Raw genomic sequence first — 14,934 nt, forward strand, 5'->3', positions numbered from 1 at the left:
GGTCAATAAATTTCGCTGCACCTTGTGAAACAGGCATCAAACGGGAGCGTACTAATGCCACTTTGCGAGGCGGTACAGTAATGTCCGTTTTGATTTCTACGAGACGGCCTTCTTTGATCTTCTGTTTTACCAATACATCAGGTACCAGGGAAATACCCATATTGATTTCAATCAGATCCAGCAACACATCAAGGCTGCCTAATTCAAAGGACGGTTTCTTGCATGCATTGTGAGTAAGCTCGTCGAAAAAGCTGCGGCTCGCCGCTCCGTGCGTAAGGAGCAACAACGGTTCCTGCATGAGGCGGTTCAGGTCGATAACGCCCATGCCTTTATAGAAGGAGCCGCCTACAAAGATGTCCTGTACTGTTTCCAGTTCAATGACTTCCAACTGCGGATTGGATTCCAGCCCCTTATAGGTATTTACAATAGCGATCTGCGCTTCCCGATTCTCTACCATTTCCACACATTGCGGCGACGCTGCATTCGTAATTTGCAGGCCCGTCTCATGTTCCTGATCCTGCCATTTCTTAAAGTACGGGAGCAGGTAGTGACGGCAAATGGAATCGGTGGCCGCCAATTTAAGACTTTCCTGTTCATGTGCCATACGTTCTTTCAATTGCATAACCCCATTATCCAAAATAGAGAACGCTTTAGCTACCATTTCAAACAGTTCTTTACCTTCGGTTGTAAACGATACCGATTTGGTTGTCCGTTCAAAGAGTGTAATATTTAATTCCTTCTCAAGTTGCTTGATGCTCTGGCTGATCGCGGACTGTGATACGCCCAGATCTTTGGCAGCCTTAGAGAAAGATAAATGCAGGCCAACCCCCAGAAACGTGCGATATAAATCTGTTGAAATACTCATACTGCAATAACTCCTTTGTTAACAACTAACCCTCTTTTTAAACAGATAACCCTTATCGATTATTACAAGCAATTTTGTAATAACCGTCCCTTATTAATCATTAGAAATAGTTAACTACATCTAATAAATTTTACCTTTACTAATAAGTTTAAAACGTATATACTAGAATTGTCAATAAGGGCAAACCCACTAGATATATTTATATTATAAATTATACTAGATAATATTACTATTATTATCTAACCTTATATTGTAAATTTATAGTATTTTTTGGGGATTTATATGATTTGAACATTCATCTTGAGAGATGAAGTAAGAGGAGGCGCATTATGTCTATTTACCGTATTTTTGTTCGCAAGCGTACCGCTTTTGCCCAAGAAGCGCAAGCCATGTTGCACACGATTCGTACGGAATTGGGTATTCCGGCCGATGACGTAACAATCTACGAGCGCTATGATATTGAAGGCGTGTCCGCTGCTGATTTTGAGCAGGCCAAGTCCCTCATTTTCTCCGAACCTCCGGTAGATGAGCTTTTTGAAACCTTACCTGTAGGTGAAAACACCCATGTTATCGCCACTGAATACGTGCCGGGTCAATACGACCAACGTGCCGATTCCGCCGAACAATGTTTAGCCATGCTTACATTGAAAACCGGTGCCACCGTGCGCAGTGCCCGCGTATTCTGCATTGACGGCAACTTGTCCGAAGCAGATGTACAGACTATAAAACATTATTATATTAATCCCGTTGACTCCCGTGAAGCATCCTTGGAACTTCCAACGAGCTTACAACTTGAAGTGGAACCGGCTAAACCGGTAGCCATTCTCGACGGCTTCATTGAAAAGTCCGAAGACGAATTGGCTGACGTGCGTCGCGATTTAGGCCTCGCCATGAGTCAGGAAGATATTAAACTGATTCAGAACTACTTCAGCACGGAAGAGCATCGCAACCCTACCCTTACAGAAATCCGCGTACTCGATACGTACTGGTCCGATCATTGCCGCCATACAACCTTTATGACGGAATTGACCGACATTACCATTGAAAATACAGAAAAAACAACGCCGATTCAAAAAGCGTTGGATGAATATATGGCCGGCCGTGCTCAGCTTTACACGGCAAAAACAAAGTTCCGTACCCTCATGGATATGGCGACCTTGGCCGTTAAAGAGTTAAAAGCGCAGGGCAAGTTACAAGAAATTGACGAGTCCGACGAAATCAATGCGTGCACCATCATCGTTCCTGTTGACGTAGACGGTGTTACCGAAGAATGGCTCTTGCTCTTCAAAAACGAAACTCACAATCACCCTACTGAAATTGAACCTTACGGCGGCGCTGCCACCTGTCTTGGCGGATGTATCCGCGACCCATTGAGCGGCCGCGCTTACGTATACCAGGCAATGCGCGTTACCGGTTCCGGCAATCCGCTCACTCCGCTTAGTGAAACATTGGAAGGCAAATTGCCACAATCTCAAATTACGACCGGTGCCGCACGCGGTTACAGTTCCTACGGTAACCAGATCGGTCTCGCTACCGGCGAAGTTCGTGAATACTACCATCCGGGCTATGTGGCAAAACGCATGGAAATCGGTGCCGTTGTCGGTGCCGCTCCTCGCAGCTATGTACGCCGCGAAGAACCGCTACCTGGCGACATCGTTGTCCTCTTGGGCGGTAAAACCGGCCGTGACGGCTGTGGCGGTGCCACCGGTTCTTCCAAGGAGCACGACTTGAGCTCCCTCGCCTCTTGCGGTGCGGAAGTGCAAAAGGGGAATCCCCTTACTGAACGCAAGATTCAGCGTTTATTCCGTCGTCCGGAAGTAACGAAGCTCATTAAACGTTGTAACGACTTCGGTGCCGGCGGTGTATCCGTGGCCATCGGCGAATTGACCGACGGCCTGCTCATCAACTTAGATAAGGTACCTAAGAAATACGAAGGTCTTGACGGCACTGAATTGGCAATTTCCGAATCTCAGGAACGTATGGCCTGCGTAATCGACGCCGCTGACTGGGATCGCTTCAACGCTTACTGCGGCGAAGAAAACTTGGAAGCCACTGTAGTTGCTGACGTAACCGACACCAATCGCCTCACCATGACATGGCAGGGAACCAACATCGTTGATATTTCCCGCGACTTCTTAAATACAAACGGTGCTAAACAGAGCCAGACAGCTCGCGTAACCGCACCGGCTGATACATACTTCGAAACACCGGAAGTAAACGATGTAAAATCCTTCTGGCTCGACACAATGGCCGATTTGAACGTAACATCTCAACAAGGTCTGGTAGAACGCTTTGACAGCACTATCGGCGCCGGCACAGTGCTCATGCCGTTCAGCGGTCTTTATCAGAAGACACCGGTACAGGGCATGGCCGCTAAATTGCCTGTTCTTTACGGCGAAACAAAAACAGCCAGCCTCATGACACACGGCTTTGATCCATATGTATCCGAATGGAGTCCGTTCCACGGTGCTCAGTTAGCCGTACTCATGTCCGTAGCTAAGATTGTAGCCCTCGGCGGCAATCGCGAAACCACCTACCTCACCTTACAGGAATACTTCGAACGCTTGAATCAGGTTCCTGAAGCTTGGGGCAAACCGGTGGCAGCACTTCTCGGCGCCTACACAGCTCAAAAACAATTGGGCGTTGGCGCCATCGGCGGTAAAGACTCCATGTCCGGTACGTTCATGGACCTCACCGTTCCTCCAACATTAGTATCCTTCGCAGTAACTACTGCGTCCGTTGACGATATTATTTCCCCTGACTTGAAAGAAGCGGGCCACGTATTACTTCATGTAAGCGTGCCACGTTTAGCTGACGACACCCCTGATTGGGATGCATTCAAAGCACAGGCCGATACACTTCACGGCTACAGCAAAGCAGGCCGCATCAGCGCCGCTTATGTTGTAGAAGCAGGCGGTATTGCGCCGGCTGTTGCTAAGATGGCCTTGGGCAATCGCTTAGGCGTTGCCTTGGACGCTTCTGTGGAATCTGAATTATTCGCGCCACATATGGGCTCCTGGGTTGTAGAAACCGACGAAGCCACCGCTGCTGAATGGACAGCTAAGACCGACCTTACAACAATTATCGGTAAAGTCGTAAGTGAACCGGCTATTACTATCAACGGCACTACCATTACCCTTGATGAATTGCAAACTGCTTACGAAGCTACATTAGCTCCGATTTTCCCACTACATGCTCCATCCGGTACGGGCGAAGCAGTAGCCTACATCCACGATCAGAAAGCGCCTGCCCGCAAAGCATCCTTAGGTGCTAAACCGAAAATCGTTATTCCTGCCTTCCCTGGCACAAACTGCGAATACGATTCCGCACGTGCCTTCTTACGTGCCGGCGGCGAACCTGAAATCGTATTGATCCGCAACCGCACCGTAGCTGAATTGGAAGATTCCATCCAGGATATGAAACGCGCATTGGACGAAGCACAAATCGTCTTCTTCCCTGGCGGTTTCAGTGCCGGTGACGAACCGGACGGCAGCGGCAAATTCATGGCTACCTTGTTCCGCAATCCGTACTTAACGGAAGCATTGAACAATCTCTTGTACAAACGCGACGGCTTGGCCCTCGGTATTTGTAACGGCTTCCAGGCTCTCATTAAATTAGGTCTCCTTCCATCCGGACAGGTATCCCCTATGAACGAGTCCAGCCCAACCTTGACCTACAATACAATCGGCCGCCACATTTCCGGCATGCTTCGCACCAAAGTTATTTCCACGAAATCACCTTGGATGAGCCTTGCCAAAGCAGGCGAAATTTACACCATTCCGATTTCTCATGGCGAAGGCCGCTTCATTGCCACACCGGAACAAATTGTAGAGTTCAACCGCAACGGTCAAATCGCTACACAATACGTAGACATGGACGGCGTAGCTACTTACGACGCACTTTACAACCCTAACCAATCCGTTGCCGCTGTAGAAGGTCTCTTCAGTCCTGACGGCCGCGTATTCGGTAAAATGGGCCACATCGAACGTGTAGGTTATGGCATCGCTAAAAATATTCCTGGAGAAAAAGTAATGCCTGTATTTGCATCGGGCGTTGAGTACTTTAAATAAAAGGCGTTAAAATCATCCCGAATTTACGCATAATTTCATTAATTGCATAGTAAATCATGAAAAACGGCATCTTCCATGCCGTTTTTTATGTAAAATCAGTTGCACCTGACAGTGATAATTAGTATTATAGTAAGTGGTGAATAAGTTTAGAGACATAACCAGCTCTTGTTATTCTTAGACTGAAAGGACGTAAATATATGCATTGCGCACAAAAAATGACAGATAATATTTATTGGATAGGCAGCAACGACTGGGATACGGAACGTTTTGAAAACCTCTTCCCGATTCCATTGGGCGTTAGTTATAACTCATATTTTATTGACGATGAAAAGACCTGTATCGTAGACTCCGTAGACGACAGCATTCGTCAGGAATTCTTCGATAATGTGGAATATTTGCTTAACGGCCGTCAATTAGACTACGTAATTGTAAACCACATGGAACCGGATCACTGCTCCACTTTGGTAGAGTTGGTAGATCGTTACCCTAACGTTAAAATGGTAGGTAACCGCACTACATTCCGCCTGTTCGAACAATTCTACGGTCGTCCATGCCCTGACAACTACTATGAAGTTAAGGAAGGGGACACCATCAGTCTTGGCAAACACACATTGCATTCCTACACTATGCCGATGGTACACTGGCCTGAAGTAACTTGTACATTCGAATCCACTACAGGCATTCTCTTCTCCGCCGACGCTTTCGGCACTTTCGGTACTATTAACGGTAACATCTTCGCGGATCAGCTCGACTTCGAACGCGTTTACGAAGATGAAGCCCGTCGTTACTACACTAACATCGTAGGTAAATATGGTGTACAGGTTCAGAACGCCATTAAAAAAGCGCTTCCTTTGGGCATTAAAATGTTGGCTCCACTTCATGGTCCAATCTGGCGTACGCCTGAAAGCATCAAATACCTTATCGAAAAATATATGCACTGGAGCACTTACTCTGCTGAAAAGAAAGGCGTTGTTATCGCTTTCGGTTCCATGTACGGCAACACTGCCGAAATGGCACAGCAATTGGCAAAACTTCTCTCCTTGCGCGGCATTACGGATATTAAAATCTATGACGTTTCGAAGACTAACCCTTCCTACATCATCGCCGACGCTTGGAAATACAGCCACCTCGTATGTATGGCTCCAACCTACAACTTGGCCTTGTACTTGACTATGGAAAACCTTCTTTACGAATTGAAGGCATTGAACTTCCACAACCACAAGGTATCCATCGTAGGTAACCACTCCTGGGCATCCGCAGCGATGAAACGCATGGTGGAATACTTCAAAAACGAATTCAAAGACATGGAAATCGTTGGTACTCCGCTCGACATTCGCGGCGCCTTACATCCACAACAATTGCCATTGTTCGAAAAATTGGCTGACGATATCGTAGCTTCCATTGAAGCCACTGAAATCAAACACTTCAGCTTATAATCTAAGAATTATAAAAAGCTACTGCCGATTATATGGCCGCAGCCGTTAAAACGACAAGTAAATACTTACATAAAAAAGAACCACCTCGGTCTTACGACTGAGGTGGTTTTTTATATATCTAGACTTTATCAATAATCTCATCCAGGCTATACCGTGGTCTGGCAAAGGGATGCTCGCCGGGAACGCCGATAGCTACAGCTGCGGCAATATCATGGTCCAAATTAAGCAATGCTTTTGCTTCTTTCTGAATAAAGTAAACATCATTGATCCACAAAGAGCCTAAGCCGTACTGTGTGGCCATTAGTAAAATCGTATTAATAAATCCGCCCAAGGCCTGCAAATCGCTTTTAGCCCAAATGCGTTCATAGTCGTCCGCATCATCGTAGGGATTATATACAATAAGCACAGCACCTGCCGTTTTCATGGCGTGCAAACTGATTTCCAAACTGCCATACTTTCGACCCGCTTCTTTTAACGCCTGTAAACAAATCTCTCCCATCTCTACAAAAGAAGCCTTTGCCGCCCCTTCCAGAATACGAACACGCCATGCCTGTCGATTCTTAGGCGAAGGCGACAGCTTTGCCATTTCAATCATGTGCTCTAACTGAGCCCGTTCAACCGGTGCCGCTTCATAGTGGCGAATGCTCCGTCTTGCCCCAATAGCCGCTTCCAAAGTCATAAAACGAGATAGTTTACTCGGCTCAATAGAGGACGATTCGTTTGCTGTCCTCGCTCCACGTTCTTCCTGCTTTAATTTATCCATCCCATCCATCAGTCCTTCCCGGCATGTTAAAACTTGTATGCTCTGAATGCGCTTTAGTAGATATATAATCTAACAATTTTATTTAACAAGTCTTACTGGTAATAAAATTCCGAGCAACCTGATTCGGTTACTCGGAACTAAGCATTTAATTATTGTATTGGTTCTTACAGCAAATTACTGTATTTGTTGTTACAGCAGATTACCGTATTTGTTTTTGCAGTAGATTACTGCATTTGTTTTTGCAGCAGATTACTGTTGTCGTTCTTACAATTTCTTCACAAATTCGGACTTCAAGGCCATAGCGCCGAAGCCGTCGATTTTGCAGTCAATATTGTGATCACCGTCAACGAGGCGAATATTTTTTACGCGCGTGCCCTGTTTCAATACGGACGCACCTTTCACTTTTAAGTCTTTAATAATGGTAACAGAATCGCCATCCTGCAGTAAGTTCCCATTCGCATCGCGTACGACTAAGCCTTCACCTTCGCCGGCTGCCGCATCAGCTTCCGTCCACTCATGAGCGCACATCGGACAAATATACATATGGCCGTCTTCGTACGTATATCCTTCACCACATTTTGGACAATTAGGTAATGTTGCCATTTAGTTCCTCCTTTATCGGTACATACAGTATACATCGCAAAATATCCTGCAATACGCAGTTTATTTTCACATACACTCTATTTTATCAGAAATTCGCCTTTTTATAAACTGTAGTTCTCTTATTTTATATATTTCCTTACTTAAATCAAAATATATGTACGCTAACAAAATGTCACACCGGCAATTAATTCTAGTTCAAATTCAAAATATAAGACCTTAATTTTGTATACCATATTTCATAGTCAATAGTGCAACACATAATTCAAATTTCCATCTCGGCAATTTTTGCACCCTATGGGACTAGTTAAATCCCAGTATCATTGTTAATAATAAATCCCCTCTATTTTATAACTCATATACGCCAACATCCCTTGCTACAACTGCATTTATACATTAATTTACAAATTAATTAAACTTTTAAATAAATATTTAAAATATGTTTTAAATTAAATGGTTTTAGTGTATACTAATATAATGCAAACGATAGGTACAAGGAGGTTACTATGAACAATATAGTAGTTATCGGCAGTTGTAATATAGATATTACAGTCTTGGCAAAAAAACGCCCTGTTGCAGGCGAAACTATTTTGGGCGATGGACTTAATGTGTCCCCCGGCGGAAAAGGGGCCAACCAAGCTGTTGCCGCCGCTAAGCTGGGCGCTCATGTTACTATGGTCGGATGTATCGGTGACGATCTTTACGGCAAAATGATTTTAGATAATTTACAATTTCATCACATCAATACAGACTACATAACAACCTTACCTGACGAAACGAGCGGTACCGCTCATATTACATTGGCGGAGGGAGATAACAGCATCATCGTTATCCAAGGTGCCAATGCAAAGGTGAATGAAGAAGTAGTAGATAACGCATGGCCGGCGATTGAAAAGGCGGACCTCGTTATGGTACAAAACGAAATTCCTCTTACCACTATCAGTTATATTACGAAAAAATGTCATGACGCAGGCATTAAGGTCCTTTTAAATCCTGCCCCGGCAGCCGCACTTGATTCGGCCTGCCTGGCGGAAGCAACTTATATTACACCGAACGAGCACGAACTGGCATCCCTCTATCCGGGCCAATCAGCGGAAGAGACTATGTTAGCCCATGAAGGTAAAATCATCGTTACCTTGGGCAGCGCCGGCGTAGCTTATGGCGAAGATGGCGAAATCAGACGCGTGCCAAGCTTTAAAGTGGAACCGGTTGATACAACCGGCGCAGGCGATACCTTTAACGGTGCGTTCGCTACAGCCATTGTAAATAATAAATCTATTGAAGAGGCCATTCATTACGGCAATGCGGCCGCTGCACTTTCCATTCTGAAATTAGGCGCCCAAGAAGGCATGCCTACAGACGATGAAGTGGCAGCCTTTCTTGAAGAGAGGAGATAATCATGCAAAAAGGTGGTATTTTAAACAGTCATATTGCTAAAGTATTGGCCGACTTAGGTCACACCGATACCATTTGTATCGGCGACTGCGGCTTGCCAATTCCTCAGGGCGTTCAGAAAATCGACCTGGCTCTTGAATTCGGCACACCTTCCTTTGAACAAGTTGTCCGTTTATTACGTAAGCACATGCAGGTGGAAAGCATTCATATCGCCTCCCCTATGGAGGAAATGAATCCACATAATTACGCTGTGCTGAGCGAACTCTATCCGGAATCGCGCTACGCTTGGACCCGCACGAGTCACGAAGAGTTCAAACAGGCTTCCGCCCACTGTAAATGCATTATCCGCACCGGTGAAACTACGCCATATGCAAATGTAATTTTACAGGCGGACTGCATCTTCAACGAAGAAAAGTAATACTAGATTAGGAGTTTTTTATGGAAATCATTATGACCGGCATTGCCAAGGCCTTCGGCACGAACCAGGTGCTCAAGGATGTAAACCTGACGCTGAAAGCCGGTGAAGTTCATGCATTAATGGGAGAAAACGGCGCCGGGAAATCAACGCTTATGAATATCCTCACCGGACTTCATAAGGCCGACGGCGGCACGATTACGATCGATGGCCAGCTTACGACCTACGCCAACCCTCGTGATGCGGAAAAACACGGTATCGCCTTTATTCACCAGGAGTTAAACATCTGGCCTAATTTGAGCTTGTTAGAAAATTTATATTTAATGCAGCCGAAACGAACCGGCCTTGGATTGTTGGATAAAAAATCCATGTTGGCGGAAGCAGAAGCGAAATGTAAGGAATTACAAATTGAACTGCCCCTCACTAAAACGGCGGGAGAATGCTCCGTCGGCCAACAGCAGATGACCGAGATTTTGCGTGTACTTATGCTGAACGCTCAGGTAGTTATTATGGACGAACCGTCCGCCGCCCTTACAGAGCGCGAAACGGCTACCCTTTTCAAAATGATGCGCCAGTTAAAAGCGCAGGGCGTAGCGATTGTGTATATTTCTCACCGCATGGAAGAAGTATTCAGTGAATGTGATGTTATCACGGTTATGCGTGACGGCCACACAATCAGCACGAAACCGGTACAGGAAACGTCCGTAGATGAAGTGGTACGCCACATGGTTGGCCGCTCCATCGATGAGTTCTATCCGGACCGCACCACTACACCGGGCGATGTAGTGCTCACCGTAAAAGACTTAAAACCGAAACAGTTCAATCAGACGATTTCCTTTGATTTGCGCAAAGGGGAAATCCTCGGCGTGGCCGGCCTCATGGGCGCAGGCCGTACGGAAATCATGCGCGCGATCTTCGGCGTAGACTCGCATGACGGCGGCGAAGTCACCTTCAACGGCGAACGACTTCACCTGAAGAGCCCGGAAGATGCCATCAAAGCGGGCATCGCCTTTATTACGGAAGACCGCAAAGGGGAAGGTCTTATTCTGGACTTCTCTATCGGTTCCAATATTACTCTGCCAAACTTAAAGCAGATTTGCTCATCTCATGTACTTAATAAAAATAAACTTGTGGACTTTGCAGATACATTGTCGAAAAAACTCGGCGTAAAAACACAGTCTGTTCATTTACCGGCCTCATCCTTATCGGGCGGTAATCAGCAGAAGGTGGTTATTGCCAAGTGGATTGGGCTCTCCCCGTCCGTCATCATCATGGATGAACCGACACGAGGTATCGATATCGGCGCGAAACGCGATATTTACGACTTGATGAACGAACTGACCGACCAGGGCGTATCCATCATTATGGTATCGTCGGAATTGCCTGAAGTATTGGGCATGAGCGACCGCGTAATGGTTATTCACGAAGGTGCCGTAGCAGGCATTCTGGATCGCCAAGCGGCCACTCCGGAAACAATCATGACGCTGGCCACAGGAGGAGAATAAATGAACAGCAGCATTACCAATTTATTAAAAAAATTAGGACCGCTCATCGGCCTGATTGTCTTATTTATCATTATTGCAAGTCTGAATGACAGCTTCCTGGAATTCTCGAACTTGCGCAACCTGTTACGACAGGTATCCATTAACGCGATTATCGCCTTCGGTATGACCTTCGTTATTTTAACGAGCGGTATCGACTTGTCCGTAGGCTCCATCTTAGCGTTATCCAGTGCGATGATGGCTAACTTCATCGTAAACGGTATGAATCCGGAAGTGGCTATTCTCGTAGCCGCCGTTATCGGTATTATTCTTGGTTCCATCAACGGCCTCATCGTGGCGTACGGCAAAGTGGCTCCATTCATTGCCACCTTGGCGACCATGACGGTCTATCGCGGTGCCACCCTCGTATTTACAAACGGCAACCCGATCAGCGGTCTTACCGATGATCCTTTATTCCATGCCTTCGGTCAAGGTGACGTAATGGGACTTCCTGTTCCGGCCATCACCATGTTCCTCTCCTTCTTCATTCTCTGGTTCGTCCTTCAGAAAACCTCTTTGGGCCGTCAGACTTATGCCGTAGGGGGCAGTGAAAAAGTAAGTTTCATTGCAGGTATTAAAATTAACCGTGTAAAAATCTTCGCTTATGCCTTAACCGGTATGCTCAGTGCCATTGCAGGCGCCATCATTACATCCCGCCTCAACTCCGCACAGCCTACGGCCGGTATGGGCTATGAACTCGATGCTATCGCCGCTGTTGTATTAGGCGGCACCAGTTTAGCCGGCGGCCGCGGTCACATTGTGGGCACCTTAATCGGTGCACTCATCATCGGTACACTGAACAACGGCCTCAACATTCTCGATGTTTCCAGTTTCTATCAACAAATTGTCAAAGGTATTGTTATTCTGCTTGCAGTCCTCGGGGACCGCAAAAAAGCGTAGGAGGTTAGTATGAAAAAATTATTAACAGTCATCGCCATCGTAGTTCTTGCAATCGGCGTTCTGGCCGGCTGCGGTTCTTCCGGCAGCACCGGCGGTGACAGCAAACAAGGAACTATCGGTTTCTCCGTTTCTACATTGAACAACCCATTCTTCGTATCCTTAAAAGATGGCGTAGAAAAACAAGCCAAAGCATTAGGCTTAAAAGTTAAGATCGTAGATGCTCAAAACGACCCTGCTAAGCAGGCCAATGATATTGCCGACTTATTGGAAAGCGGCGTATCCGTTTTAATCGTTAACCCGGTAGATTCCGCTGCTATCGGCACATCCGTGCAGGCAGCCAATGCGAAAAACATTCCGGTAATCACAGTTGACCGCTCCTCTGACAGTGGCAAAGTAGCGGCTCATATTGCTTCCGACAACGTTAAAGGCGGCGAAATGGCTGCTCAATTAATCGTTGATAAACTCGGCAACGGCACTCAAGTAGCTGAAATCGAAGGTATTCCAGGCGCTTCCGCTACTCGTGAACGCGGCCAGGGCTTCCACAACGTAGCCGACAAATCCTTAGTTGTTGTAGCTAAACAAAGTGCTGATTTCGACCGCACTAAAGGCTTAAACGTAGCAACTAACATGTTACAGGCTAATCCTGATGTGAAAGCAATCTTCGCTCACAATGACGAAATGGCTCTCGGCGCTATCCAAGCTGCTAAATCTGCAGGCAAATCTATTTTCATCGTAGGTTTTGACGGTACAGAAGATGCGCAAAAAGCTGTTCAGGACGGCACATTAGCTGCCACTATCGCTCAGCAACCTGAATTAATGGGTACTATTGCGGTAGATACTGCCAGCAAAATCATCAAAGGCGAAACAGTTGACACCAAAATCCCTGTGGACCTTAAAGTCATTACAAAATAATAAAACAGCCTGACAAGACTGATAGAAACTCATATAGAAACTAAGCCTCCCTGCGGTAAACGCATGGGAGGCTTTTATACGAGCAGCACCTTTATATAAAACTCTCTTGTATATAATCCGCTCTTGTATATATTCTCTCTTGTATATGAATGACTTCTTGTCTATATGGCCTTAATTTTCCCCTTACTTATATCATATTTGTATTATTCATATTTCTCCTACAGTGATACAATAATACGTATAGCGTAGGCTATTATTACGATACTAAAAACGGGACCATACCCGCCTTATGCGAAAGGAGTTTTTCTTATGAGTAATGCCAATTTAACAATCACTGACAAAAAACTGCTCGATTTACTCGCGGCAGACGCGAAACTGACACACAGCCAACTGGCGGCCATGCTTAACATCGAGGAAGATGAAGTGGCGGAACGCATTGCTTATTTAGAAGAAGAAGGCATAATCAAAGGCTATCAGGCAGTTATCGACTGGGAAGGCGTGGACGGCAATAAATCCACCGCCCTCATTCAGCTGCAGGTAACTCCGGAACCTGATCAAGGCTTTGATAAGCTGGCTCACCGCATCATGCAATACGAAGAAGTAGAAGGTGTATACCTCATGTCCGGCGGTTATGATCTGACTGTTATCGTTCACGGTGAAAGCATGCGCGACATTGCCCTCTTTGTGGCCCGTCGTCTGGCAACCCTCGAAGGCGTTCGCGGTACCGGTACTCATTTCATTTTAACCCGTTACAAAGACCGCGACATTATTTATCAGGACGATGTGATTAAAGAGATAAGGAGCAATGTATTCTATGATTAATTACGACGAGCTTTTAAACCATGATGTAACCAATTTAAAACCATCCGGGATTCGCCGTTTTTTCGACATTGCCAGTGAAATGGACGAAGTTATTTCTCTCAGCATCGGCGAACCTGACTTTCAAACGCCATGGCATGTGCGCGAAACCGGGATTGATGTATTGAAAAAAGGAAAAACCTGGTACTCCCCTAACCGCGGTTTCTCTGAACTGCGCGAAGAGATTCAGCGCTGGATTAAACGAAAATATGATTTATCCTATGAGGCAAATACGGATATTTTAGTCACCGTCGGCGGATCGGAAGCCATTGACTTGGCGCTCCGCGTATTGATTAACCCGGGCGATGAAGTGCTCATTCCGGTACCAAGCTTCGTTTGCTATCTGCCGCTTACCGAAGTGTCCAAAGGTGTACCGATTCCTGTTCAAACCAGTGCGGAGAATAACTTCAGACTGACAGCCGACGATATTCGGGCTCATATTACAGATAAAACGAAAGCCATCGTTTTACCATTCCCTAACAATCCGACCGGTGCCGTTATGCGCCGCGAACATTTAGAAGAAATTGCGGAAGTCATTATTGAACATAACCTGCTCGTTGTGTCTGATGAAATTTACAGCGAGCTCACTTATGGCGATACACCACATGTGTCTATTGCCGCCATTCCGGGCATGAAGGAACGCACCGTTGTTATTAACGGTTTCTCGAAAACATATGCCATGACCGGCTGGCGCCTCGGTATGGCCTTAGGACCTAAGGAAATTATCGGCCAAATGACGAAGCTTCATCAGTACGGCATTATGAGTGCCCCTACTATCGCTCAATACTCCGCTATCGAAGCGTTGCGCAATGGCGATAAAGACATTGTGTACATGCGCGATCAATACGATATGCGCCGCCGCTTCCTGGTGGATGCATTTAATAAAATGGGACTCACCTGTTTCGAACCGGAAGGTGCGTTCTACGTATTCCCGAATATTACAGCGTCCGGTCTCGATTCGGAAACATTCTGTGAAAAGCTGCTCTACGCTAAACACGTAGCCGTTGTGCCGGGCAATGCCTTCGGCGACTGTGGCGAAGGCTTCGTACGCGTTGCTTACGCGAACTCCTTAGCTAACATTAAAGAAGCGGTCAAACGTATTGGCGAATTCTTGAATGAATTGAAACAGGAAAAACAGTAACGCAAAAGAACATACAAAAAGCCCTCGTGCATGATGCA

12 protein-coding genes are annotated in these 14,934 nt (G+C 46.1%); 9 read left to right on the plus strand and 3 right to left on the minus strand.

What is annotated here, in order from left to right:
• On the minus strand, nt 1-865 hold an 865-nt coding region (locus KHZ77_RS08415; RefSeq protein ID WP_295197850.1), incomplete at its 3' end, for a LysR family transcriptional regulator.
• A 329-nt stretch (nt 866-1,194) separates the two neighbouring features.
• Between KHZ77_RS08415 and KHZ77_RS08420 the strand changes: the two genes are divergently transcribed.
• Together KHZ77_RS08420 and KHZ77_RS08425 are read left to right on the plus strand one after the other, a co-directional pair.
• Complete coding sequence (locus KHZ77_RS08420; protein WP_295197853.1) at nt 1,195-4,935, plus strand: phosphoribosylformylglycinamidine synthase; 3,741 nt, start codon at nt 1,195-1,197, stop codon at nt 4,933-4,935.
• A gap of 197 nt (nt 4,936-5,132) precedes the next feature.
• Nucleotides 5,133-6,371, plus strand: coding sequence for an FprA family A-type flavoprotein (locus tag KHZ77_RS08425; protein WP_295197855.1), 1,239 nt, complete (start codon nt 5,133-5,135; stop codon nt 6,369-6,371).
• Nucleotides 6,372-6,489: 118 nt separating this feature from the next.
• On the opposite strand, the gene KHZ77_RS08430 is transcribed toward KHZ77_RS08425, so the two are convergent.
• Nucleotides 6,490-7,143 carry a nitroreductase family protein gene (locus KHZ77_RS08430; RefSeq protein WP_295197858.1) on the minus strand — a complete coding sequence of 218 codons (654 nt, stop codon included), beginning with the start codon at nt 7,141-7,143 and terminating at the stop codon, nt 6,490-6,492.
• 255 nt (nt 7,144-7,398) lie between these two features.
• A complete protein-coding gene (locus tag KHZ77_RS08435; protein WP_295197861.1) occupies nt 7,399-7,737 on the minus strand; it encodes a zinc ribbon domain-containing protein YjdM in 339 nt (112 codons plus the stop codon).
• 503 nt (nt 7,738-8,240) lie between these two features.
• Between KHZ77_RS08435 and rbsK the strand changes: the two genes are divergently transcribed.
• From rbsK to KHZ77_RS08470, 7 genes are all read left to right on the plus strand, one after another.
• Nucleotides 8,241-9,131, plus strand: coding sequence for a ribokinase (gene rbsK / locus KHZ77_RS08440; RefSeq protein ID WP_295197864.1), 891 nt, complete (start codon nt 8,241-8,243; stop codon nt 9,129-9,131).
• Nucleotides 9,132-9,133: 2 nt separating this feature from the next.
• Entirely contained in the window at nt 9,134-9,547 is a 414-nt protein-coding gene (gene rbsD / locus KHZ77_RS08445; RefSeq protein WP_295197866.1) for a D-ribose pyranase, read from the plus strand.
• A gap of 20 nt (nt 9,548-9,567) precedes the next feature.
• Entirely contained in the window at nt 9,568-11,049 is a 1,482-nt protein-coding gene (locus KHZ77_RS08450; protein ID WP_295197868.1) for a sugar ABC transporter ATP-binding protein, read from the plus strand.
• Complete coding sequence (rbsC, locus tag KHZ77_RS08455; protein ID WP_295197871.1) at nt 11,050-11,985, plus strand: ribose ABC transporter permease; 936 nt, start codon at nt 11,050-11,052, stop codon at nt 11,983-11,985.
• A 9-nt stretch (nt 11,986-11,994) separates the two neighbouring features.
• A complete protein-coding gene (rbsB, locus tag KHZ77_RS08460; protein ID WP_295197873.1) occupies nt 11,995-12,897 on the plus strand; it encodes a ribose ABC transporter substrate-binding protein RbsB in 903 nt (300 codons plus the stop codon).
• Nucleotides 12,898-13,206: 309 nt separating this feature from the next.
• Entirely contained in the window at nt 13,207-13,719 is a 513-nt protein-coding gene (locus KHZ77_RS08465) for an Lrp/AsnC family transcriptional regulator (protein WP_295197875.1), read from the plus strand.
• On the plus strand, nt 13,712-14,896 hold the full coding sequence (locus tag KHZ77_RS08470; protein ID WP_295197876.1) for an aminotransferase class I/II-fold pyridoxal phosphate-dependent enzyme: 1,185 nt from the start codon (nt 13,712-13,714) through the stop codon (nt 14,894-14,896). Before KHZ77_RS08465 ends, KHZ77_RS08470 begins: the two co-directional genes overlap by 8 nt.
• Nucleotides 14,897-14,934: the final 38 nt, after the last annotated feature.

It is taken from the genome of Veillonella sp. (genome assembly GCF_018364065.1).
Taxonomy (GTDB): Bacteria; Bacillota; Negativicutes; order Veillonellales; family Veillonellaceae; genus Veillonella_A.